At 62.2% G+C, this 23,432-nt stretch carries 13 protein-coding genes and 2 pseudogenes; 11 read left to right on the top strand and 4 right to left on the bottom strand.

Annotated features, from left to right (window positions below):
• The first annotated feature begins 111 nt into the window (after nucleotides 1-111).
• Nucleotides 112-1,340, top strand: a protein-coding gene (locus tag BQ7471_RS02185; protein WP_129583316.1) for an IS3 family transposase whose coding sequence is annotated in 2 segments (ribosomal slippage) — nucleotides 112-403 and nucleotides 403-1,340 — 1,230 coding nt in all. Because the reading frame shifts where the segments join, the coding sequence is not laid out codon by codon here.
• Nucleotides 1,341-1,367: 27 nt separating this feature from the next.
• Here BQ7471_RS02185 and BQ7471_RS02180 read toward each other — a convergent pair.
• A complete protein-coding gene (locus tag BQ7471_RS02180) occupies nucleotides 1,368-3,893 on the bottom strand; it encodes a DUF6531 domain-containing protein (RefSeq protein ID WP_268874454.1) in 2,526 nt (841 codons plus the stop codon).
• A 1,120-nt stretch (nucleotides 3,894-5,013) separates the two neighbouring features.
• On the opposite strand from BQ7471_RS02180, the gene BQ7471_RS02175 reads away from it, so the two are divergent.
• From BQ7471_RS02175 to aroD (BQ7471_RS02165), 3 genes are read left to right on the top strand one after another with little or no spacing between them, the layout of a single operon-like run.
• Nucleotides 5,014-6,405 (top strand): glycine--tRNA ligase, encoded by a 1,392-nt coding sequence (locus BQ7471_RS02175; RefSeq protein ID WP_076463872.1) that lies wholly within the window; start codon nucleotides 5,014-5,016, stop codon nucleotides 6,403-6,405.
• 45 nt (nucleotides 6,406-6,450) lie between these two features.
• On the top strand, nucleotides 6,451-7,665 hold the full coding sequence (gene dusB / locus BQ7471_RS02170; RefSeq protein WP_076464383.1) for a tRNA dihydrouridine synthase DusB: 1,215 nt from the start codon (nucleotides 6,451-6,453) through the stop codon (nucleotides 7,663-7,665).
• A gap of 1 nt (nucleotide 7,666) precedes the next feature.
• Nucleotides 7,667-8,452: a type I 3-dehydroquinate dehydratase gene (gene aroD, locus BQ7471_RS02165; protein ID WP_076464384.1), complete on the top strand. Its 786-nt coding sequence runs from the start codon at nucleotides 7,667-7,669 to the stop codon at nucleotides 8,450-8,452.
• Between the two features lie 23 nt (nucleotides 8,453-8,475).
• On the opposite strand, the pseudogene BQ7471_RS11595 reads toward aroD (BQ7471_RS02165), so the two are convergent.
• From BQ7471_RS11595 to BQ7471_RS02150, 3 genes and pseudogenes are all read right to left on the bottom strand, one after another.
• Nucleotides 8,476-9,237 (bottom strand): annotated as a pseudogene (locus tag BQ7471_RS11595) (sugar-binding transcriptional regulator); the annotation flags it as partial.
• Nucleotides 9,238-9,321: 84 nt separating this feature from the next.
• A pseudogene (locus tag BQ7471_RS11590) lies at nucleotides 9,322-10,086 on the bottom strand (metal ABC transporter ATP-binding protein); the annotation flags it as partial.
• On the bottom strand, nucleotides 10,077-11,087 hold the full coding sequence (locus BQ7471_RS02150) for a metal ABC transporter substrate-binding protein (RefSeq protein WP_076463870.1): 1,011 nt from the start codon (nucleotides 11,085-11,087) through the stop codon (nucleotides 10,077-10,079). The gene BQ7471_RS02150 and the pseudogene BQ7471_RS11590, both read right to left, overlap by 10 nt.
• A 325-nt stretch (nucleotides 11,088-11,412) precedes the next feature.
• Here BQ7471_RS02150 and BQ7471_RS02145 point away from each other — a divergent pair, with 325 nt between their 5' ends.
• The 7 genes from BQ7471_RS02145 to BQ7471_RS10715 all read left to right on the top strand — a co-directional run bounded on the left by BQ7471_RS02145 (nucleotide 11,413) and on the right by BQ7471_RS10715 (nucleotide 23,218).
• Entirely contained in the window at nucleotides 11,413-12,312 is a 900-nt protein-coding gene (locus BQ7471_RS02145) for a helix-turn-helix domain-containing protein (protein ID WP_005961849.1), read from the top strand.
• A 434-nt stretch (nucleotides 12,313-12,746) separates the two neighbouring features.
• On the top strand, nucleotides 12,747-13,589 hold the full coding sequence (locus tag BQ7471_RS02140) for an AraC family transcriptional regulator (protein ID WP_076463869.1): 843 nt from the start codon (nucleotides 12,747-12,749) through the stop codon (nucleotides 13,587-13,589).
• A 769-nt stretch (nucleotides 13,590-14,358) separates the two neighbouring features.
• On the top strand, nucleotides 14,359-18,552 hold the full coding sequence (locus BQ7471_RS02135) for a WD40 domain-containing protein (RefSeq protein WP_076463867.1): 4,194 nt from the start codon (nucleotides 14,359-14,361) through the stop codon (nucleotides 18,550-18,552).
• Nucleotides 18,553-18,706: 154 nt separating this feature from the next.
• Entirely contained in the window at nucleotides 18,707-20,098 is a 1,392-nt protein-coding gene (locus BQ7471_RS02130; RefSeq protein WP_076463865.1) for a glycine--tRNA ligase, read from the top strand.
• An 86-nt stretch (nucleotides 20,099-20,184) separates the two neighbouring features.
• Nucleotides 20,185-21,357, top strand: a complete 1,173-nt coding sequence (gene dusB, locus BQ7471_RS02125) for a tRNA dihydrouridine synthase DusB (RefSeq protein WP_235821209.1) — start codon at nucleotides 20,185-20,187, stop codon at nucleotides 21,355-21,357.
• 83 nt (nucleotides 21,358-21,440) lie between these two features.
• Nucleotides 21,441-22,436: a type I 3-dehydroquinate dehydratase gene (aroD, locus tag BQ7471_RS02120; RefSeq protein WP_235821208.1), complete on the top strand. Its 996-nt coding sequence runs from the start codon at nucleotides 21,441-21,443 to the stop codon at nucleotides 22,434-22,436.
• 461 nt (nucleotides 22,437-22,897) lie between these two features.
• Nucleotides 22,898-23,218 carry a hypothetical protein gene (locus BQ7471_RS10715; protein WP_235821207.1) on the top strand — a complete coding sequence of 107 codons (321 nt, stop codon included), beginning with the start codon at nucleotides 22,898-22,900 and terminating at the stop codon, nucleotides 23,216-23,218.
• Nucleotides 23,219-23,432 lie beyond the last annotated feature (214 nt).

Here is a 23,432-nt window from a genome sequence, read left to right as displayed (position 1 = left end):
GCCGGAGATAGGAGTACTGAGACAGCCAGTATTCCCAACGAGGAGTTGTTCCGGGAACAGCGTTTGAAGCGCCCCAGGTTTTGTTCCGCGGTTGTTGTGAGAGGATTTCGCATGCCAAGGAACTATCCGAGAGAGTTTCAGGATCGGGCTGTGCGCCTTGTGGAGGATCGTCTTCGGGATGATCCTGGAGCGTCTGAGACGAGCGTGATCGCTGATACCGCGATGAAGCTGGGGACATCGAGGGAATCTCTTCGGCGCTGGGTGGTCCAATCCCGAGTGGATTCTGGAACGCGCCCGGGAGTGTCAACGTCGGAGAGTGAAGAGATTCGCCGGCTGCGCAAGGAGAACGCGGAGCTGCGGCGCACGAATGAGATCTTGAAGTTGGCGTCGGCTTTTTTCGCATCGGAACTCGACCCCCAACGTCGGAAATGATCGCCTTCATCGACGCTTATCGTGATCGTTTTTCTGTCGAGTTCATCTGTCAGACGTTGAACCGTGAACGCGCCGGCGGGTTCCTGTCCTCGCGGGGCTACCGGGCGGCGAAAACTCGGCCCCCGTCGGTACGCTCGCTCAATGATGCCGTCCTCATCGGGGAGATCGCCACGATTTTCGAGGCGAACTACAGGGTGTATGGGGTGCGCAAGATGTGGCATGCCCTCAAACGCTCCGGTTGGAGTGTCGGACGCGAGCAGGTCGCCCGGCTCATGCGGACGGCGGGGATTTGTGGTGTTCGCAGAGGCCGGACCCCCATCACCACCCGCAAGGGCAGGCAGGCAGACACGCGCCCAGATCTGGTCGAACGCCAGTTCACGGCTGATCGGCCCAACCAACTGTGGGTCGCCGACATGACCTACGTTCGAACGAAGGTCGGGTTCGTGTACACGGCCTTCGTCACCGACGTGTTCTCCCGCAAGATCGTCGGCTGGTCGACACGCTCGTCCATGAAGACCGAAGCGTTACCGCTCGAAGCTCTCGATCAAGCGATCGCGCAGGCTCGGGGCAACCTGGAAGGGCTCGTGCATCACAGTGACCACGGCTCCCAGTACGTCTCGATTGTCTACAACGACACGCTCACGGGCCTGGGGATCAAGGCGTCGACGGGGACCGTGGGGGATTCCTACGACAATGCGCTCGCCGAGACCGTCAACGGCTTGTACAAGACCGAGCTCATCTACACCGGGCAGTGGGAGTCCCTGGCCGAGGTGGAATTTGCGACCTTGTCGTGGGTGCACTGGTGGAACACCGCTCGCCTCCATCAGGCACTGGGCTACCAGACGCCCGAAGAGGTCATCCACACCTACAATCAACGCCGGACACCAACACCGGTGACCACCCACTAAAAGAAGCGGAACAAAACCTGGGGCGCTTCAGTCCGGGTCGGAGAAGTCTTCGATCGTCCTCGTGCGAGCCGCAGCATCGCGGCGGGTGCGTGAGAAGAGGCGCCCGTCAACGCTGATCGTCTTCGAATCGTCGCCTTCGTAGGTGATGTCGATCGTGTGCTCGTCGGCGTCGACATTGCGTGTCAGGCGGCCTGCTGCGTCGTAGGAGGCGCGCATGGTGTTGCCCAGGGGGTCGGTGACGGATGTGCACCGGTCCATCGCGTCGAAGGTTTGGCGGGTCACTCCCCCCATGGGGTCGATGACGGTGGTGGCGCGGCCGTTGGCGTCGTAGCCGAAAGAGGTGACCCCGCCGGTGCCGCCCGTCACGCCGGTGAGCTGGTCGGCCTCGTCGTAGCGGAAGCGACGCAGCCCCCACTGGGGGTCCTTTGTCTGAGTGATGCGCCGGGCCTTGTCGTACTCCCACCGCCATGTTCCCGCACCCGGCTGGTGATGGGCGGTGACGCGCCCGCACTGGTCGTACCGGAACCACTCGCGATCGGCGGTGGGCCAGATGCGTTCGACCACTCGCGAGTCCTCGTCATAGACCAGAGCGGTCCGGAACCCCAGAGCGTTGGTGATACCTGCCAGGCGCCCACACTCGTCGTAGTCGTAACGCACCGACGCCCCTGTGGGCCTGCGCACTCGCGTGGGACGCCCCGCCGCATCACGCTCCACCGTCGTGCGCCCGCCTCCGGCATCCACGTATTCGATCGGCCTGCCCGCACGGTCGTAGACGACGCTCACCGTCGACCCATCCGGTAACACGGTGGCTACGTGTCGGCCCCACCGGTCCATGCGCGCCACGCTCGTCGAACGCAGGTCACCAACCTCAACCTCACCAGCAGCTGAGTCGTGGTGGTAGGTGGTGTGTCGGCCAACGGGGTCCGCGATTTGCGTCAAGCGGCCCACCTGGTCGTAGGCGCGGGTCCACACCCCACCGCTGGGATCCACCGTCTGAGTCAGGCGGCTCATCGCGTCATGGGTGAACTCCCACACGGCGCCGTCAGGAAGCCTCACCCGCGACACGTTACCCAGGTCGTCGAACTCCTGGGTGACCCTACGGCCCAGCGGATCCACCGTCGCCGACAGTTCGCCCTGGGGGCCGAACTCCACAGTTGTGCGCGCCCCCAACGGGTTGACAATCGCGCGTAGGCGCCCGCCCGCAGAGTACTCGTACGCCCACCTGCCTCCGTCCGGATCCACGCGCGCGACCACCTGGTCAGCCTCGTCGTACTCAAAGCAGGTCCTAGCCCCCAACGGCGTCACGGTCTGCACGGGCCGCCCATACTCATCGCGCACGACGCGAGTGACATTGCCCGCCCCGTCCGTCGAGGCGATCAAGTCACCGTGGCGGTCGTACTCGAAGGACACTCGCACGCCCGTCGGGTCAGTGGCCTCCACCAACAAGCCAGCGTCCCACACCATGCGGGTAATCCCGCCCTCGCCATCAACGATCTCACTGGGCTGACACTGGTCGGCCTCGTACGACACGGTGGTCCGCGACACCTCACGACCATTTTCCACCGACACGGTCGAGGTCAAACGATCCAACTCGTCATACGACAAGCGGGTCATGGCGCCGCTGGGCAGCATCTCGGTGACCATTCGGCCACGCTCATCGAACTCGCGCACGGTGCGACGCCCTTGGGCGTCGAGGGCCATCACCTGGTTGCCCCACCTGTCCCACGACAGCCTCGTCGTGTTCCCATCAGTGTCAGTGTCAGTGACAGCGACGAGGCGACCACGCTCATCAGCCACCCACGTGTTCGACCGCGACCCATCCGCATCCGAGATGGCGCTCACACGCCCCGGCAGGTACGCGAACCGTGTCAGGCGCCCAAACGGCGACAACTGAGTGACCACGCGGCCTTCACTGTCATAAGTGTTGCGGGCCTCGACCACACCATCGGCATCAATGACCGCGCAGATCAACCCCTGCTCGCCCCACTCATAGCGCCGCGTCCCAGCCGGACCACCAGCAGCCACGAGGCGGCCATCCTCGTACGCGTACTCAATGCGGCGCCCATCATCAGAGCACACCGCGCAAATCAGGTCCCCATCCCACTCGACATTAATCCGACGACCACGCACGTGACGAATATGCGCCAAGCGGCCGCCCTCATAATCGAAAAAGATCGTCGCGCCCTCACTCAGAGTGAACGAGGTCGGCTGCCCACCGGGAGTGAACTCCCAACGCGCACCCGCATTGTTCACCACCACAAACCCTGCGCCGCCACTTTCCAGCCAGTAGTTCTCATGCTCGGCGCGACCAAAACCCTCACCCACGCGCGGGAAGAAAACCTCACGACCATCCACCTGCGTCCACGTCGCGCCCTCGTCCGACACTCGCACACACGAATCAGCGAAAGAAGACCAGCCGGGGCCGTGCCCACCCACCTTCACACCGAGCGAGGAGTACGAACGCGCCCACCCCAGCAGACTGCTCGCCCCCCAAAAAACGCAGATCCTCCTCGTTCTCCACGAAATTGCCGGTAGCAGTGTTGACCGGATCATTGGAATACCCCGAGGTCGGCGGGCTGCCAATAGCCTGCACCGTCGGCACCTCAAGCTCTTGACGCTGCTCAGACACCCCCTAGCCGCCACACTCGCCGCAATCGCCGAGTTTGCGACCGTCGACACAACCCCGGCCCCGCCTGCCGCCTCAAAAGCTGAGGCAACAGCATCCAACCGAACACAGTCAGCGTCATTGGACGTGATGTACGTCCCGAAAGCGGTGATCACGCCCCCCGCATCCACGCTGCCCCACTTGCACTTCGAAGCGAAATCCTCAAGCAGTCCCCACAGGGTGGAAGGCGTGTTGCGGATCAGGTCGTTCGCGCCGCGCTCGTCCGAAGTAAAAGATCGAAGATCATCAGGCAGAGCAGAACTCACATCTTCGCCGCTACTGCCTTCAAAAGGCTTGCGAGCCTCCTGTGCCGGAGGATCATACATCTTGTGTATTTGCGGGATCGGGTCCGCCCTGGGCGGCGCCGCATCACCATGGAACAAATGGAAGACATCGATCGTCTCCCCAAACTTCTCCCACCCCAAACGCGCATCCCGCTGACGCTTCCACTCCCTGGCCGCGTCAATACGCGCCTGTTCGGCCCGTGCGTCAGCCTCCAAATCACGCACACCCTGGGCGACGTTGCGCAAGGATCCCGCCAGCAACACGGCATCCCGATTCGCGGTCTCCACGTTATACGCCCACAACCTGGCGTAATAGCCAGCGAAATGCGCACCATACGTGGTCTTGCGCGAACTCCTCCGCCCGACCTGCCCCTCGACCTCACCAGCAGCCGCATCAAGCTTCGCCGCCAAATCCGCGCTCACACCAAAATCCCACACCACATCCACAGAAGCATTCAGATCATCCAAAGAGTGAACGCCCACAAAAGCCCCCAACACTCAGACACACATAACCACACACGATCATATCCACCCACACCACGACGAGACCGTGAAGGAGGACACCCCTCCCCGTCGGTAAGGCGCACGAGCATCGATACGAAGTCCGAACCCCACCAAAGCCCACGGGTACAGGCGGGATGCAAGGCTGAGTGCAATCTTCGATAGGATCAGGGGGTCGATGCCGCCCCTGCCAGGTGCGGCCATTATGTGCAAGGAGCATCAAGTGGCACAGGGCCCTTCTCGCCTCGAGTCCGTCATCAGTCTCGCGAAGCGCCGCGGTTTCGTTTTCCCCTGCGGTGACATTTACGGCGGCACCCGCTCAGCATGGGACTACGGTCCGCTCGGCGTCGAACTCAAGGAGAACATCAAGAAGCAGTGGTGGCAGTACATGGTCCGAGGACGCGAAGACGTCGTCGGCTTGGACTCCTCGGTCATCCTGCCGCGTGAAACCTGGGTCGCCTCCGGCCATGTCAAAGCCTTCACCGATCCCCTCGTCGAATCGCTGCACACCCACAAGCGCTACCGCGCCGATGAACTCATCGAGGCCTATGCTGAGCGTAAGGGCCTCGACCCGGATACCGTGACCCTCGACCAGGTGCCCGATCCCGTTACCGGTCAGCCCGGCGCGTGGACCGAGCCTCGCTCCTTCTCTGGCCTCCTCAAGACATTCCTCGGTCCCGTCGATGACGAGGCCGGCCTGCACTACCTGCGCCCCGAAACCGCGCAGGGCATCTTCATCAACTACGCGAATGTCGCCGCCGCTTCGCGTAAGAAGCCGCCGTTCGGCATCGGTCAGATCGGCAAGTCCTTCCGCAACGAGATCACGCCGGGCAACTTCATCTTCCGGACCCGCGAGTTCGAGCAGATGGAGCTTGAGTTCTTCTGCGCGCCCGGCACGGATGAGGAATGGCACCAGTACTGGATCGACTACCGCCGCGACTGGTACGTCGGGCTCGGCATCGATCCTGATAACCTGCGTTTCTACGAGCACCCGCAAGAAAAGCTGTCCCACTACTCCAAGCGCACCGTGGACATCGAGTACCGCTTCGGATTCCAGGGCGGCGAGTGGGGTGAACTCGAGGGCATCGCGAACCGCACCGACTTCGACCTGTCCACCCACTCGGAGCATTCGGGCGCCAAACTCGACTATTTCGACCAGGCCACGGGGGAGCGCTGGACCCCCTACGTCATCGAGCCCTCCGCAGGTCTGACCCGGTCGCTCATGGCGTTCCTCATTGAGGCCTACCACGAGGACGAGGCGCCGAACACGAAGGGCGGCGTCGACAAGCGCACGGTTCTCACGCTCGACCCGCGCCTGTCCCCGGTCAAGGTTGCCGTATTCCCGCTGTCGCGCAAGGAGCAGCTGACGGGACCGGCGAAGGAGCTCGCTCAAGAGCTGCGCGGCATCTGGAACGTCGAATACGACGACGCCGGAGCAGTCGGACGGCGCTACCGCCGTCAGGATGAGATCGGCACCCCCTACTGCGTCACCTACGATTTCGATTCCGTTGAAGATCAGGCCGTCACAGTGCGCGATCGCGACACGATGACTCAGGAGCGCATCCCGCTCGCTGAGGTCAAGACCTGGCTGATCGAGCATCTCGGAGCCTGCTAAGTGGTGTCCGAGTCACTCGCGCACGGCCCGGTTTCCCCGTTGGAGATCGGGCCGCTGCGCGTCTGGTCTCCCGTCGTCCTCGCGCCGATGGCGGGAGTCACCGACGCGCCCTTCCGCAGATTGTGCCGTGAACTCGGCGAAAAGGGACTGCCGTCATGGCTGCGCCCCGGCGACCCCGACTGCCGGGTCGAACCGGTCGCGGGTATCGACGCCCTCGCCGGGCTCTACGTCATGGAGATGGTGACATCGCGCGCCCTCGTGGAGGGCAATGCGCGGACCCTCGACATGGTGCGCCCCGACCCCGCCGAGAGAGTCCGCTCCGTTCAGCTCTACGGCGTCGACCCTCAGACGATGGCGAGGGCGACGAGTATCCTCATCGACCGCGGGCTCGCCGACCACATCGACCTCAACTTCGGTTGCCCGGTCCCCAAAGTGACCCGCAAGGGCGGGGGAGCGGCACTGCCGTGGAAGAAGGACCTCTTCGACGACCTCATCCACGCGGTCGTCTCCGCCGCCGATCACGCGGGCAGGACGGTCGGGCGCGATGTCCCCGTCACCATCAAGATGCGCATCGGCATCGACGACGACCATGTCACCTACCTCGACGCCGCCCGGACGGCCGAGCGACGCGGCGTCGCCGCGATCGCGCTGCACGCGCGCACACAGACCCAGCACTACTCGGGGACCGCCCGGTGGGAGGCCATCGCCCGCCTCAAAGAGGAGGCGACGGTACCGGTCCTGGGCAATGGGGACGTGTTCAGCGGCGCGGATGGAGCCGCCATGATGAACCAGACCGGCTGTGACGCCGTCGTCGTCGGACGGGGCTGCCAGGGGCGCCCCTGGCTTTTCACCGACCTCGTGTCGACCCTGATGGGAGGCCCGGATTTCGCCGACCCGCCGCTTCGCGACATCGTCGCCATCATCGAGAAGCACGCGAGGTGGGTTGTCGTAGACCAGGGGGATGAGGCTCGTGCGATGCGTGAGATGCGCAAACACATCGGCTGGTATCTGCGAGGGTTCGCTGTCGGCGGGCCCACCCGCCACGCCCTGTCCATGGTGTCGAGCCTCGCCGAGCTGTCCGACATGCTCGCGGGTCTCGACCTCGATCAGCCCTACCCGCAGGCGGCCACCGGCAAACGCGGCCGCGCAGGCGGGGAGAAGACCCCGCATCTGCCCGACGGCTGGCTCTGCTCGGATGTCCTCACCGATGCCGAGCGGGACCTGCTCCGCCTCGCCGAAAACGGAGCGAATGGAGGATGAGATGAATCGAATCGTTCGAATCGGCCGGAGCGACCGGCGCGGGGAGTGCACTCTGGACGGGCCGACGCGCATCATCGCGCCCATCATGGGTCGAACGCCGCAGGCGCTCGCAGATGAGATCGCCGCGCTCGACGCGCACCCGCTCGACCTCGTCGAATGGCGCATCGACCCACTCCTCGGTGCCCTGGAGGATCTCGCCACAGCTGCCACCGCCATTGAATCGGCGTGGGAACAGGCCGTGTCACAGTCGCCGGTTCCCGTCCTCGCGACGATCCGCACCAGTGCCGAGGGCGGAAACGCTGATGTGGAGGACGGCGACTACGTCCGCCTCGTCGCCCTCCTCGCGCGCTTCGCGGACGCCGTCGACGTGGAGATCGCGAGGACGGGTGCCCGCGCCCTCATCCTTCGTGCCCACGAGGCCGGGGCCGCAGTGGTCGCTTCCTTCCACGATTTCAACGAGACTCCGCCCGATGATGCGCTCGGCGCCCTCTACACGGATATGGCCGACGCGGGAGCCGATGTTCTCAAAGTCGCATGCCGCGTCACCACCGCGGAGGAGGCGGTGCAAGTCCTTAGCGCGCAGATCGCCGCGCACCGCGCCCACCACCGCCCCGTCATCGGCATCGGCATGGGCGACGCAGGGACGCTCACCCGCATCGGCGGGTCCGTTCTCTTCTCAGCCGCCACTTTCGCAACCATCGGCGCATCCTCGGCACCCGGGCAGTTCACCGTCGAGGAGACGAGGACGATCCTCGACCTCGTTGAGCGGGGACTGAGGGGCGACTGAAAGGGGACAGCCTTCTTCGGCGATCAGCCTGACGACACCGCGCCGCGTCGTCGCGGCACAGGAGCGTTGGACGTGAGTGAGGGCTCGAAGAGAAGATCAGCAGTGGCAGCGTCGGTGACGAAGTGATCGACCACCCCTGACAGGAGAGCCGCGCGGATCGCCGGGACCTTTTCTGCGCCCCACGCGATGGCGACAACATTGTTTATTTCGCGCAGCCTGTCGAAGGGGACGGCGATGAGTCGTTGACAGAAACCGAGATCGATGTGTTGGCCCCTCGCATTGATGTGGTGGGCGCCGATATGACCGACGGCGCCCGAGCGGAGGAGTTCATTGTGCTCGTCGGCGCTGACGTAGTTGTTGAAGATCGCACCGTCTGTGGTGGCAGTCGTCGCTCCGATTCCCGTGATGAGGACATCGGCGTGCGACGCCATTGCCAAGGAAGTGGCGACCCTCCCCTCGCGGTGCAGTGCCTGGGCCATCTGCTGACTTGAGACGACCAGCGGCGCGGGGAGGGTGTGGTAGGGCGCTCCGAGGGAGGAGGCGAATTGTTGGCAGATCTCGTGCGAGTCGATGAGGTGGTTGTCGTGTGCGATGACCCCGAGTGCTTGGACGACGGTCATATTCGGACGCCGCCTGCGCGGCAGCGATTGGGCGACTTCGGCAACGGTACGGCCATTGGTGACGGCGAGGACGGAGTCGTCGTCGAGGAGTTCTTCGAGTAGATCTGCGCCCAGACGGGTGACTTCGCGGATGGAGACGGTCGGGTCGGAGAGGGATACGCGGGCACTGGTCAATCCGAATGCGGATACGAGAGTGTTTTCGAGCTCAATCGCCCTTTCGAGGGGGTGGCCGACGGTGAAGGTGATGACGCCTTCGTCTGCGTGCTGCTCATGATCGTCGAGGACGTGGGGTGCGCCGTCGTAGCTGATGTGTCCCGATCCGATGTGGAGCTCTCGGTCCAGGAGGGGGCCGAGTTCGCCGAGCTCGTGGAGGACGACGAGGATCGTGGTTGTGGCGTTTTTCGATTCTGAGACGATCTGGGCGAGTCTTTCCCTGGAGGCCTGGTCGATTCCGGCCATCGGCTCGTCCATGATGAGAAGCTCTGGATCTCGTACGAGAGCCCGGGCGATGAGGACTCGCTGAGCTTGGCCTCCTGAGAGGATCGCAAGTGGGTCCTTCGCTCGGTGCGCGAGGCCGACCCTTTTGAGTGCGGCCATCGCTTTGTCCTTGTCTCCAGGAGAGTTCCACCATTTGCGGCGGCCGAGCAGTCCGGACATGACGACTTCGAGGGAGCTGGCCGAAATGGGGCCTCCGAGGCTGATGCGCTGGGGCACGTAGCCGATGCGCTTCCACGGGATGGCTCGCGAATCCTGGTTGTCCACGCCGAAGAGGCGGACCGAGCCTCGAGTGATGGGGGCGGTTGCGAGCAGAGCGTGCAGGAGGGTGGATTTTCCCGAACCATTCGCTCCGGTGAGGGCGACCGTCTGGCCTCTGGGGATGCTCAATGAGATGCCGTGCAGGACTAGGTGGGTGTCCCAGGCGACGTGGAGATCGTGAATATCGACGATGTCAGCGGGTGCCCCCAAGGCTGGGGCACCCGCCGGTGCTGTGAGTGAATTGTTCGTCACTTGCAGTGCAGGGCCTTGCGAAGTGCGGTGATGTTGTTGCGCATGGCTGCCGCGTAATCCTCGTTCGGGTTCACTTGGCTCTCAATCGGGTCGAGGACGGCGGTTTCGATTCCGAGGTCTTTTGCGAGGGTTTCTGCGACCTTCGGGTCGATGAGGGCCTCGGTGAAGATGGTGGAGACGCCCTGGGCTTTCACGAGTTCGGAGATCTCTTGCAGGCGAGCGGGGGAGGGGGAGGAATCAGGGTCGAGGCCGGAGATTCCCACTTGGGTCAGGCCTGTGCGGTCGGCGAGGTAGCCGAAGGCGGCGTGAGCGGTGACGAAGGTTGTGTGTTCGCAGGTCGCGGTGCCGGAGACGAGTTCGGTTCCGAGGTCTTTCATCGAGTGCGCGACATTCGCGGCGTTCGAGGTGTAGGTCTGTGCGTTCTTCGGGTCGGCGTCGGCGAGGGCTTGTCCGATCAGGGTGGCGGCCTGGCTCATGCGCTCCGGGTCGAGCCAGAAGTGCGGGTCGGTCGACATGTCGTGGTCGTGATCGTGGTCGTGATCGGCCTTGTGATCGTGGTCGTGGTCGGCCTCGTGATCGTGATCTGCATCGTGGTCGTGATCATTGACGTGGTTCCCCGAGTCGGAGACCTTGACGAGTTGAACAGCCGGCGCAACATCAATGACGGTCTTAGGGGCGTTGTGCTCGACGGCCTCGTCGACGGCACTCTGGAAGCCCTTGAGGTAGACGACGGCATCGGCTTTGCCGAGCTGATCGACGCTGGCGGGGGAGAGTTCGAGATCGTGCGGCTCGGCACCGTCTGGGGTGAGTGAGGTGACGGAGGTGAGCTCGCCGCCGATCTGTTCAGTCAGGTACTTGAGCGGGTAGAAGGAGGCCATCACTTTGAGTTGGCCGCCGGTCTGCGCCGTTGAATCGGAGGGGGTGGAAGCTGTGGGCTGAGAGCATGCGGTGAGGGAGGCTGCGGCGAGGGCGGCCGTGGCGAGCGCGAGGGAGCGTCTGATATTCATGCCACCAGTTTCTTATTAATGGGAATCGTTGTCAAAAGGCGAGGGGTGTTGCATTGCTCTCGCTGATCAACTGTTCATTCAAGGAATTTCCTGCTCAAGCTTTGGGAAGGGGCGAAGACGCGGGAACTTGAGACTGAGGCGCGAACGGGACGAGGGCGAGGCCGGAGCCGAGGAGGAGAACTCAGGGGCAAATGCTACGGAAAGTAGCGAAAATTCGGGCTGATGTCAGCCAGAGTTGCTTGTTTCGCAAGCACTGTTTGACGAACATTGCCGACGATGACTCATCCGACTATGACGAATCTGACCAGGACGAAGGAGAAGAACAATGAGCCTCGAAGCGCGAATCAAGAATCTGAGGAAGCAGTCCGGCATGTCGCAGGAGAGCATGGGCGAAAGGATCGGCGTCTCCAGACAGGCCATTACGAAATGGGAGAACGGCACGGGCGTGCCCGACGTGTCCAACCTGATCGCCATCGCCGAGCTGTTCCAGGTGTCCCTCGATGAGCTGCTCTCCGGAGAAAAGCGTGAGAGGAAGCAGAGCGACTACCTTTTCGAGAGCAGAACCGAGTACGACCTCGATGGTGTGAAGGACTTCGATATCAACCTGGGCGGAGCCCATACGGTGACGATGAGCTCCTACGAGGGGGAGAAGGTCCAGGTGTCGCTCCTGTCGAACGTCCTGCGGGGCATTCAAGAGGACTACAAGGTCAAAATCGACGACAACAAGAGGGGCATCGATATTGACCTCGTGCGTCTCAAAGGTGCGAGCGAGGCTCAGGCGAAGGAGGGGCTCACGATCCAGATCCTCATCCCGCAGAAATATGCCGGGAACATTGAGCTAGCCGTGAACGCGGGAAAAGTCCAGGTCAATGGAATCGACAGCGACAAGGTTGAGCTGGGAGGCAAAATCTCCGAAATCGTTGTGCAGGACAACAGGGGAGTGTTCGAGATTGATTCGAATCTGGACATGATCGTGCGAGTCATGTCGCACGAGGGAGGCATCGAGATTAACCAGGTCTCCGCCACCTCGCGCATTCTCCTTCCCTCCGGCTACGGGTTCAGGGCCGTGCGCAAAGGCATCGCGACGTCGATCTCCTATGAATGTGACGGCAAGCCCGCCGATAACTTCTCGAAGGATGATGCCGAGAACTACATCGAGTTCAACGGGATCACAAGTGAACTGGTCATCGACATGCCGAGCCTCGCATCAGCCGCGCTCCAGTAGTGATGGCACCCAGCGAGTCCATGTGCCTTTGCGCTTGCATGCACATGGACTCGCTGGCTTCTCACCATGCGTGGGGATGCCGAGCACCCCGCTGCCTTCCCTTCTCTTGGGTATTCCTTTCCCCCAGTGAAGGTGTCGCCGCGATGCGCTCGTAGGCCCGGCGGAGCCACGGGTGTTCCTTTCCCGAGTGGATGTGTCTGCTGTTGTGAGAGTGGAGGCGATTGCTCTGGGAGGTGAGCCCAAGCGGACAGCGGGAATGACTCCATCGAAGACGCTCAGGGGTGAGGGGGCGGAGAAGAAGATGGAGATTGAGAACAATGGGAACGACGGACTGTCCAGCGGGGGCGCACCCATTCGCACCCCATGCGATTCGTACCGAATGGCTCGGGACGGCAGTGATCGACGCACGTACATTCGTTGCAAGGAGGTGCGAGATGAGCATCATGGAGAACTTCAATCAGACGGTGGGCCACATTGACGAGAACTTGCTCGAGGGCACGGATGATGCGGAGATACGCCGCCTATCGGGGTACTCCCGCGCGATGTTCGCCAGAGTCTTCTCCATCTTCACGGGGATGACGCTGTCGGAGTACATCCGTGGGCGCAAACTCACCGAGGCCGCATTCGAACTGCGCTCGTCTGACAGGCGGGTCATCGACGTGGCACTGCAGTACGGTTTCGGCTCGCCGGATTCTTTTTCCGCAGCATTCAAGGACTTCCACGGCTGCACCCCCTCCGAGGTCAAGGACGGAAAGCCCTTCCGGGTCATGTCCAAACTACGGCTGACACTCAGCGTCACAGGAGGAGATGAAATGAGAGTGAGCATCCAGAAGAAGCCTGCCTTCGTGGTGGCCGGGCTCATGCGAGAGTCCATCGAGAACTCTCAGTGCCCCGCTACTTGGCAGGCACTTCATGCGGCTTGGGACGAGGGGACACTCTGTGCGCTCGGAAGTGGACAGTGTTTTGGGATGTGCTTCGACGTCGAGGACCCGGGAACGATCAACTACCTAGCGGGCTATGACGCCTCGGATGGCCAGGCGGCGCGAGAGCTGGGGCTTGACGTCGTCGAAGTCCCTGAGAACGAGTACGCGATCGTCAGGCTTGAGGGCCCGGTCCCCGAGTGCATCCACCGAGGATGGAGGTACGTGATGGAATCGTTCCTTCCCGAGCACGGGTATCGCCACTCGGGCGCTCCGGACTTTGAGGCCTACGGCCCCGGGGACATGCGTGCGACCGACTATGAGATGGAGCTGTGGGTACCCATCGAGAAAATGTAGGGGGTGGCAGCACTCCGGAATAGTGCGGGGCTACTGGCTCCTGTGGAGCGAAATCGAGCGTCGGTTTTGAGTACTCTCTCCTTCGTTCACCACAGTCCGGGCGCAACAGATTCCACGAACGAGGGCGCACCACCTGCGCCAGATGGAAACTCCACCACAATCAGCGTCGGCTCATGTCGTTCAAGGCTCCCTGCGGCTTGTGGCCGCTCCGAACATTTTCAGGGGCTAATGGGGCTGTGAGTGCGCTGCGAACGCGGCATCCGGCCACCTGAAGAGGTCCCTCAACAATGGGCTCAAGGCACCCCTCTTCGCCTCGGCTCGCATCAATCCACGACACCCCGATTCCTATTCCTTGGCCGTCGTCTCATCCTTCAGGGGGAGTAGAGGGTGTCTGCTCCTGCTCACTGAGGAGGGGGCGAGAGTGTTGTGGGAGTCGAGTGCTCGCGTGGACGTAAACGAAGGGTTGTGCTCCGTGAATGAGAAGAGGGTGAGCTTGGGCGGAGGGCTCGGGTGTGTGAGGGGTGAGTGCACGCCGCCGGGCAGTCTCGCAGGTGTCAGCGTGGGGGTGTGGGTGCGGTCGATCGCAGCCTGCGTGTAGGGCGGGAGAGTGGGCGCATGGAGTCTCATTGGCATATGGCTGCAGTGGTTCACAGGGCCATAGAGGCGAGACGACAGATTCGAGGAGCATTCTATTCGGACTGTATTCAGTCAATTCAGACATGTTGGCGCCGTCTTCCTGCTAGTATGGCACTGTTGGAAGGACGGTGTCGTGGTGAGAGTCTTAGATTTCGTCAGCGCTAGGGGTGCCATTCAGAGGCTTGAGGGTCTCTCATCCGCCAACTCAAAGGCCCTAGGGGTCGTCGTCGGCATGCTCGACGCGGAAGGTCGTGTCCTGGTTTCTGAGCTGTTTGAGATGCTCTACCCCTATGAAGACAAGACTGCGAACCGGAATCGGAATCTCAACCGTCTCATGATGGCTGTGAACAAGGTTGCCGAAGAGCAGGGGCTGGCCTTCAGTATGTGCATCACTCCTAGCAAGCGCGGAGGAGCTAGCTCTCGATGGGTGTGGTTCGAGGGGCCTGAGTTGGAGAGTCCCCAATTTGATGCGGACGTCCTGAGGGCGATTCCTGAGGACCAACTCGCAGAGCAGCGGGCTGTTGAGAGTGGGGTGCCGACGGTCGTGCTGCTGACATTCAATCCGAATGAAACTCGGGCAGTATGGAAAGAGTTCAGGGGTAGCGAGAAAGAACCGGACCGTCGCGTGGTCCGTGGAGAACGGAGCTACTATCACCTCGCTGACATCAGCGGAATGCGAATCATTCACGCGATCTCGGGACAAACGACTGGGGAAGCGCAGTACTCAGCCATAGAGGCGGTACAGAATTGGAACCCGACTGAGGTCTACGCTGTGGGGATTGCCTTTGGTGTTGAGCCTGGGGAGCAACAAATCGGTGATGTTCTCGTGAGTGAAGCGATCCTCAACTATATGCATGTCCGGGTCGAGCCCAACGGCCATGATACGCAACGAGGATTTCCCAGGCCCGCATCAGACGTTCTTCTGTCAAGGGTGCGGGAGCTGGAGCATGCTCGCAGGGGACAGGAGGGGTGGCCGAGAATTCATCAAGGCCTCGTGCTGAGTGGCGATGCCCTGGTAGACAATAAGGAATATCGGGATGAGCTCAGGGCGAGACATGTAAGGATTGTTGGCGGAGAAATGGAGGGCTCCGGCATCGAGCGAGCATGTCGGGAAAAAACTCGCTGGTTGCTGGTTAAAGGGATCTGCGACTGGGCGGAAGAGAAGAATAATCCGCATAAGGAACGAGACCAGAAAATTGCAGCCGAGCAAGCTGCAAAGGTTGTTCATGCCATCATTGAAAGAGGGACAACCGATTTACCGGCGCGCCGCCCTGTGAATTTAAGTCCGAGTGTCGCCACAATGGGAGATTTTGATCCCGTCTTCGCGGGCGGTGGTTTCATTGAAGATCCTCGAGCGATGCCTGTGAGTTTGGACAAGTGGGAATCGACTCCCATTGATGAATCCGGACGGCCAATTCTGGAAGCCCTGCTCGAATGGGTGTCAGATCCGAAGGGGGAACAGTTCTTCGCTCTACTTGGCGAGTACGGCATGGGAAAAACGGTGACCTCCCAACGTCTTGCCAAAGAGCTGGAGAAACGACGAGAAAATGATCCGACCCTTCCCATCCCCCTCTACTTCGATCTTAAGAAGATCGTCAGAGCAGACGAAGCTTCCTCGCTGAGAGCGACCGTGGAAGTTTGTATGCGCGATGGCTGGCTCCCCAAGGAGTCGAAGCACTACACTTGGGATCGATTTGTCGCATGGTTGAGCGACTCGCCTTGTCTGGTGATTTTCGATGGGCTCGATGAATTGCTGGTCAAGTTCAATGAAAGGACGGGACTGGCTTTCACGCAGCAGCTCCTCGGCGTAATCGACGTTGTGCCTTCAGAACTGAGATCGCAAACCAAAGTCATGCTCACCTGTCGGACGCAGTACTTCCCTACTCTCAGGGCTCAGCAGAATCACTTTCTTCTGCGGAACAGGACCGACCTTACTGCGCAGAGTTATCGGGCAATGACTTTGTTGCCGCTGACTGAAAAACAGGTGCGAAAGTACCTGGAAGCCGCAGTTCCATCTATCCCGGTTGATGTGGTGATGGAAACCATTAGAAATGTCCACAATCTTAGCGAGCTCTCGGAGCGGCCGTACACGCTCAAACTCATTTCGAAACAGATTCCAGAACTCGAGGATAGGCGTGCTTCTGGAGAGGCAGTATCGGGAGTCACCCTCTACGAACTGATGACAGAGGAATGGCTTGATCGTGATGACCTGAAGCACTACATTTCGCGCGAACATAAGCCGCTCTTGGTGATGGCTCTAGCCGCACACTTGTGGCGCTCTGGGACGAGTCTGCTCCCGGTCTCAGAGCTGCACGACTGGTTCCATGAATGGGTGGCCAGCGAAGCTCGGTTCCAGAGACGCTATTCAAACGCCGACCTTGAACGTCTCGAAGAGGATCTCAGAACCGCCACTTTTCTCAGTCGTGAAGATGCGCCTAGTGCCGGCTTCAGATTCGCCCACACCTCCCTGTTTGAGTATTTCCTCGCCCGGCACCTCGCCGAGAGTGTAAAGCGGAATGCGTGTGAAGGCTGGAGGATTCCCGTGCCCAGCCGTGAGACGCTCACCTTCCTCGGTGAACTGTTCCAAACAGAGTATTCCGATGCCCTTCAACACCTCACGCGTTGGCGGACCAGCTATCGGCCACAGGTGAGTGAGCTTCTCCTTGCCTACGCCCTTCACGCTCATCGACAGGGGCTCCCAATGCCCCTTCTGCGGGGGATCAAACTTGATGGCGCTCAGCTCGATGAGATTGTGATTCAGGGAAGCGCCAGTAGGCAACTCGACCTCACGAGCTCCAGCTTCGTGGGCTGTTCCCTAAGGCGAGCCGTCTTTCAGGAGGTGAATCTGAACCACGCTGACTTCACGGATGCTCGTTTGACCCAGGCGACCTTCACCAACACCCGCAGTAAAGGCGCGTTGTGGCCGTCGGGGCATTCAGGGGCCACGTGGGCATCTATGGAGAAGGAAATGAAGAGTGTGCATCAACACGGGCAGATCATCCTCCCAGCGCTCGGCTCTGGAGAGCTGGCCTTATCGGCTGATGGTTCGCGTGTGGCAGCCGGGGGGTGGGATGGGTCTGTTCGTGTGTGGGATGTGGATTCTGGCGAAACTGTGAGTGTGCTGAGTGTGCTGGAGGGCCATACGTCCCGCGTCGTCTCGGTCGCGTGGTCGGCTGATGGTTCTCGTGTGGTCGCCGGGGGGTGGGATGGGTCTGTTCGTGTGTGGGATGTGGATTCTGGCGAGACTGTGAGTGTGCTGGAGGGCCATACTGCAGCCGTCGTCTCGGTCGCGTGGTCGGCTGTTGGTTCGCGTGTGGTCACCGGGGGGTGGGATGGGTCTGTTCGTGTGTGGGATGTGGATTCTGGCGAGACTGTGAGTGTGCTGGAGGGCCATACTGCAGCCGTCGGATCGGTCGCGTGGTCGGCTGTTGGTTCGCGTGTGGTAGCCGGGGGGGAGGATGGGTCTGTTCGTGTGTGGGATGTGGATTCTGGCGAGACTGTGAGTGTGCTGGAGGGCCATACATCCCAGGTCGAATCGGTCGCGTGGTCGGCTGTTGGTTCGCGTGTGGTCGCCGGGGCGTGGGATGGGTCTGTTCGTGTGTGGGATGTGGATTCTGGCGAAACTGTGAGTGTGCTGAGTGTGCTGGAGGGGCAGACATCCCCCGTCGTCTCACTTGCTGTGTCGGCTGATGGTTCTCGTGTGGCAGCCGGGGGGAAGGATGGGTCTGTTCGTGTGTGGGATGTGGATTCTGGCGAGACTGTGAGTGTGCTGGAGGGCCACACGTCCCCCGTCGGATCGGTCGCGTGGTCGGCTGATGGTTCGCGTGTGGTCGCCGGGGGGTGGGATGGGTCTGTTCGTGTGTGGGATGTGGATTCTGGCGAGACTGTGAGTGTGCTGGAGGGCCATACTGCAGCCGTCGTCTCGGTCGCGGGGTCGCTTGATGGTTCGCGTGTGGTAGCCGGGGGATGGGATGGGTCTGTTCGTGTGTGGGATGTGGATTCTGGCGAGACTGTGAGTGTGCTGGAGGGCCATACTGCAGCCGTCGGATCGGTCGCGGGGTCGGTTGATGGTTCGCGTGTGGTAGCCGGGGGGTGGGATGGGTCTGTTCGTGTGTGGGACGCAAAGAATAGGAAGCTGCTGAGGACGGCCGTTCAGACGCGGAGTGAGCCAGGGTATCCGGCTGGCTTCGCCTCATGGCGTCCAGGCCTTCCCATGATCGACGTGGTCGAAGGGGGCGCATGGCGTAGGCTGTGGATTCTCAATGAAAACAGTCGCGTGAGCCGCCCCGTCATTCCCAGTGTGTCCCACGAGCCTCCTGTGAACTGAGTGCCCCTGAGACTTCTGGTGCAGTGATCATCCACGCACTCTCAGCCTCACCGAATTACGGAGCCGGGATGCGGGGCTCTTTCTAATCTTCGATAGGATCAGGAGGTCAATGCCGCCCCTGCCAGGTGCGGCCATTATGTGCAAGGAGCATCAAGTGGCACAGGGCCCCTCTCGCCTCGAGTCCGTCATCAGCCTCGCGAAGCGCCGCGGCTTCGTCTTCCCCTGCGGAGAGATCTACGGAGGCACCCGCTCAGCATGGGACTACGGCCCGCTCGGCGTCGAACTGAAAGAGAACATCAAGAAGCAGTGGTGGCAGTACATGGTCCGAGGACGCGAAGACGTCGTCGGCTTGGACTCCTCAGTCATCCTCCCGCGTGAAACCTGGGTCGCCTCCGGCCACGTCAAAGCCTTCACCGACCCCCTTGTCGAATCGCTGCACACCCACAAGCGCTACCGCGCCGACCAACTCATTGAAGAGTATGCGGAGCGCAAGGGCCTTGATCCCGACACCGTCACCCTCGACATGGTGCCCGACCCGGTGACCGGCCAGCCCGGCGCCTGGACCGAGCCTCGCTCCTTCTCTGGCCTGCTCAAAACCTATCTCGGCCCCGTTGATGACGAAGCGGGCCTGCACTATCTGCGCCCCGAGACCGCGCAGGGCATCTTCGTGAACTACGGGAACGTCGCTGCCGCCTCACGCAAGAAGCCGCCCTTCGGCATCGGCCAGATCGGCAAGTCCTTCCGCAACGAGATCACGCCCGGCAACTTCATCTTCCGCACCCGCGAATTCGAGCAGATGGAACTCGAGTTCTTCTGCGCCCCCGGCACGGATGAGGAATGGCACCAGTACTGGATCGACTACCGCCGCGACTGGTACGTCGGGCTCGGCATCGATCCTGATAACCTGCGTTTCTACGAGCACCCCCAAGAGAAGCTCTCGCACTATTCGAAGCGCACCGTCGACATCGAATACCGTTTCGGTTTCCAGGGCAGCGAGTGGGGCGAGCTTGAAGGCATCGCCAACCGTACCGACTTCGACCTTTCCACTCACTCCGAGCACTCCGGATCGAAGCTCGACTACTTCGATCAGCAAAGCGGCGAACGCTGGACCCCCTACGTCATCGAACCTTCTGCGGGCCTGACCCGTTCCCTCATGGCTTTCCTCATCGAGGCCTACCACGAGGACGAGGCTCCCAACACGAAGGGCGGAGTCGACAAGCGCGTCGTCCTCAAACTCGATCCGCGCCTCTCACCCGTCAAGGTCGCCGTCTTCCCGCTCTCGCGCAAGGAACAGCTCACGGGGCCCGCGAAGGAGCTCGCCGCGCAGCTCCGTCAGATCTGGAACGTCGAATACGACGATGCCGGAGCTGTTGGCCGCCGCTACCGCCGCCAGGACGAAATCGGCACCCCGTACTGTGTGACCTACGACTTCGATTCCGTCGAGGACCAGGCGGTGACCGTGCGCGACCGCGACACCATGGCTCAAGAGCGCATCCCGCTCGCCGAAGTCAAGAGCTGGCTCATCGACAAGCTCGGCGCCTGCTAAGTGGCCTTGGAATCACCCGCGCACGGTCCGGTTTCCCCCTGGAGATCGGGCCGCTGCGCATATGGTCTCCCGTCGTCCTCGCACCGATGGCGGGAGTGACCGATGCGCCCTTCCGCAGACTCTGCCGAGAACTCGGCGAAAAGGGGCTCCCACCCCGCCTCGCCCCGGGCGACCCGGCCTGTGAGCGTGAAGCGACCCCCGGCGTTGACGCCCTCGCGGGCCTATACGTCATGGAGATGGTGACCTCGCGCGCCCTCGTCGAAGGGAACCGCCGCACCCTCGACATGGTCCGTCCAGATCCTTCGGAGAGAGTCCGCTCGATCCAGCTCTACGGCGTGGATCCGGTGACAATGGCGAAGGCGACCGAGATCCTTATCGACTGTGAGCTCGTCGATCACCTTGACCTCAACTTCGGGTGTCCAGTTCCCAAAGTGACCCGCAAGGGCGGGGGAGCGGCCCTGCCGTGGAAGAAGGACCTCTTCGACGATCTCCTTCACGCGGTCGTCGCTGCCGCCGAAAGGGCGGGGAGCAGGACCGGCAAAGAGGTTCCCGTGACCGTGAAAATGCGCATCGGCATTGATGACGAGCACATCACCTACCTCGACGCCGCGCGCACGGCCGTCAATCGTGGAGTCGCGGCGGTTGCGCTCCACGCGCGCACCCAGACGCAGCACTACTCGGGGAGGGCTCGCTGGGAGACGATCGCCCGTCTCAAGGACACGATCCCCGTCCCGGTGCTCGGCAATGGTGATGTCTTCTCCGGCGCTGATGCACAGCAGATGATGCAAGAAACGGGGTGCGACGCGGTCGTCGTGGGCCGCGGATGCCAAGGACGGCCCTGGCTCTTCACAGACATCGTCTCAACCCTCAACGCTGGCCCCGTCTTCCACGATCCAGGGCTTGGCGAGATCGCTTCCATTATTGAAAAGCACGCGCGCTGGGTTGTCGAGGACCAGGGAGACGAGGGGCGGGCGATGCGTGAAATGCGCAAGCACCTCGGCTGGTACCTGCGCGGATTCTCCGTTGGCGGGACGACTCGGCATGCCCTCGCAATGGTGTCGACCCTCGAAGAGCTTCACGAACTCCTCCACGGCCTCGACCTCGACCAGGAGTTCCCGAAGGCTGGGCTGGGGCCGCGAGGGCGCGCAGGAGGGGAGAAGACGCCGCACCTTCCCGAAGGATGGCTCGACTCTCCTTTCCTTACTGACGCAGAGCGGGCGAATCTCCACCTTGCTGAAGATGGCGCGAACGGAGGATGAGAGACGTGGATTCCCATAATCCTCAGTACAGTGCGTTCCCACCTGGGGGAGGCGAGCACGACCTCTTTCCAGTCGGGGCAGGGGTGAATAGCGTCCTCCCGACCGGGGGAGGCGAGGGCGCTGCCCCTCGGGCTGAATCCGAGTGCAGTGCCTTCCCGCCCGGAGCAGGCAAGAACAGTGCATTCCTAGCCGGGGTAGAGGCGAATAGCGTCCTCCCGACCGGGGCAGGCATGAATAGCGCCGTGCGTTCGGATTCCGAGCAGATCGAGGTGAGGATCGGACGCGGCTCCTCGCCTCGTCCCGCTGTCGTGCTCGGCGGGCCGACTCGCATTATCACGCCCCTCATGGGAACGACTCCCGCACTCCTCAGCGCCGAAATCGAAGCTGTGGCCAGTCAAGCGGTCGACCTCGTCGAATGGAGAGTCGACCCGCTCCTCGCCGCACTCGAGCCCGCTTCTGACAGGCGCGCTGCCATCAATGAGGCCTGGGAAGAGGCGGTCTCACAGGCTCCCCTCCCCGTCCTCGCGACGATCCGCACAACAGCCGAGGGCGGTGCGGCAGAACTGAGCGCAAACGAGTACACCGAACTCGTGGCGCTGCTCGCAGGCCTCGCGGACGCGGTCGACGTGGAGATCGCCAGGGCCGAGTCTTGCGCCCTCATCCTTCGTGCCCACCAGGCCGGAGCCGCAGTTATCGCCTCCTTCCACGATTTCAACGAGACTCCGCCCGATGACACCCTCGCTGCCCTTTACGCGCAGATGGCCGAAGCGGGCGCCGATGTCCTCAAAGTCGCGTGCCGCGTCACCACTCCCGAGGATGCCCTGCGCGTCCTCGCCGCCCAGATCGGCGCCCACCGCGAGCACCGCCGTCCCATCATCGGCATCGGCATGGGAGAAGCGGGGGCGATCACGCGGATCGCAGGTGCCCCCCTCTTCTCAGCAGCCACTTTCGCTTCTGTCGGCGTCTCTTCGGCTCCCGGCCAGTTCACCGTCGAAGAGACGAGGAGTGGCCTCGACCTCGTGGAGAAGGGGAGGACACTCGAGGAGGAGAAGGCAGTCGATAGAGTGAGGGGCCGCTGAGAAGGGGATGCCAGCCGAGGAAGAAGAGACAGTCGACAAAGCGAGTGGCCGCTGAAAAGGAAGCCAGCCGAAGAGGAGAACCCAGTCGAAAAGCGGAGGACACACGGCTGAAAGAGCCAAAAGGCTGAGAGAGCCACGCGGATCACGGGCCCACCGCACGACCGAGAACCGGGGACAATAGCGATTCATGAGCTAAGGCCGAGCGCGCTCGAACAGATCGACTCGCATCCGCTGAGCTGACACCACAAGAGCCTCATCGCCCTCGTCATCGTTTTGAACATCTCCGAGTTCTTCGACATGTTCTTCATCGGCTTCGTCGTCTCTTCGCTGTCCAAGCCCTGGAACCTCTCCGGCACTCAAACGGGCATCATCCTCGCCTGTTCGGGGCTCGGAACCCTTATCGGCGCCATCGGAGCGCTCATCGTCGCCTTCTCCGCAAGGACGGGGAGTCCGGCTCGTGGATGGTCTTCTTCGCGGGCATCCTTATCGCAATGGCATTTGGCGATGGCGCCTTCGGGATCCTCAACGCTTTCGGTGGTGAACAATTCCCCAATGAGGCGCGCGGCACTGGCCTCGGCTTGGGCTACGGCATTGGCGCGAGCGCGAAGATCATCGGCCCGCTCATCATGGGGGTCATGATCGGCGGCAGTGCCCTCCAACAGGAGGTCACGCTTCGCGCGGTTTTCCCGGCCTTCATCCTCTTCGCAGCTCTGCTCTTCGTCGGTGGGATCTTCTACCTCTTTGCGAAAGAGACGAAAGGGGCTTTGCTCGAAGAGATTTGAGCGCCTGTGTTCGAGGCAGAGCGAGCGGCGCGTGCTCGAGACGAGGACGGGGCGCGGAAGACATGCGCTTGTGGTGCGCTGTCACTTGCCATCATGGCATCACGTGCCTTCAGGTCGTCACTCGTCCTGAGGGCGTCACGTGCCCTGATGCCGCCACCAGCCTTCATGGCGCCACCTGCCCTAATACGGTGGGTGAGCTGAAGAGAACGAAGCC

This window comes from Actinomyces mediterranea (genome assembly GCF_900155595.1).
Taxonomy (GTDB): Bacteria; Actinomycetota; Actinomycetes; order Actinomycetales; family Actinomycetaceae; genus Pauljensenia; species Pauljensenia mediterranea.
The sequence above is the reverse complement of the archived record's forward strand: the minus strand, read 5'-3'. Positions and strand labels throughout refer to the sequence as shown.

What these genes read in the sequence shown, in the direction of transcription:
- BQ7471_RS02180 (WP_268874454.1), bottom strand. Translation starts at nt 3,893, where the DNA reads ATGATCCGGTCAACACTGCTACCGGCAATTTCGTGGAGAACGAGGAGG.
- aroD (WP_076464384.1), top strand. Translation starts at nt 7,667, where the DNA reads ATGAATCGAATCGTTCGAATCGGCCGGAGCGACCGGCGCGGGGAGTGC.
- BQ7471_RS02150 (WP_076463870.1), bottom strand. Translation starts at nt 11,087, where the DNA reads ATGAATATCAGACGCTCCCTCGCGCTCGCCACGGCCGCCCTCGCCGCA.
- BQ7471_RS02145 (WP_005961849.1), top strand. Translation starts at nt 11,413, where the DNA reads ATGAGCCTCGAAGCGCGAATCAAGAATCTGAGGAAGCAGTCCGGCATG.
- BQ7471_RS02140 (WP_076463869.1), top strand. Translation starts at nt 12,747, where the DNA reads ATGAGCATCATGGAGAACTTCAATCAGACGGTGGGCCACATTGACGAG.
- dusB (WP_235821209.1), top strand. Translation starts at nt 20,185, where the DNA reads ATGGCGGGAGTGACCGATGCGCCCTTCCGCAGACTCTGCCGAGAACTC.
- BQ7471_RS10715 (WP_235821207.1), top strand. Translation starts at nt 22,898, where the DNA reads ATGGTCTTCTTCGCGGGCATCCTTATCGCAATGGCATTTGGCGATGGC.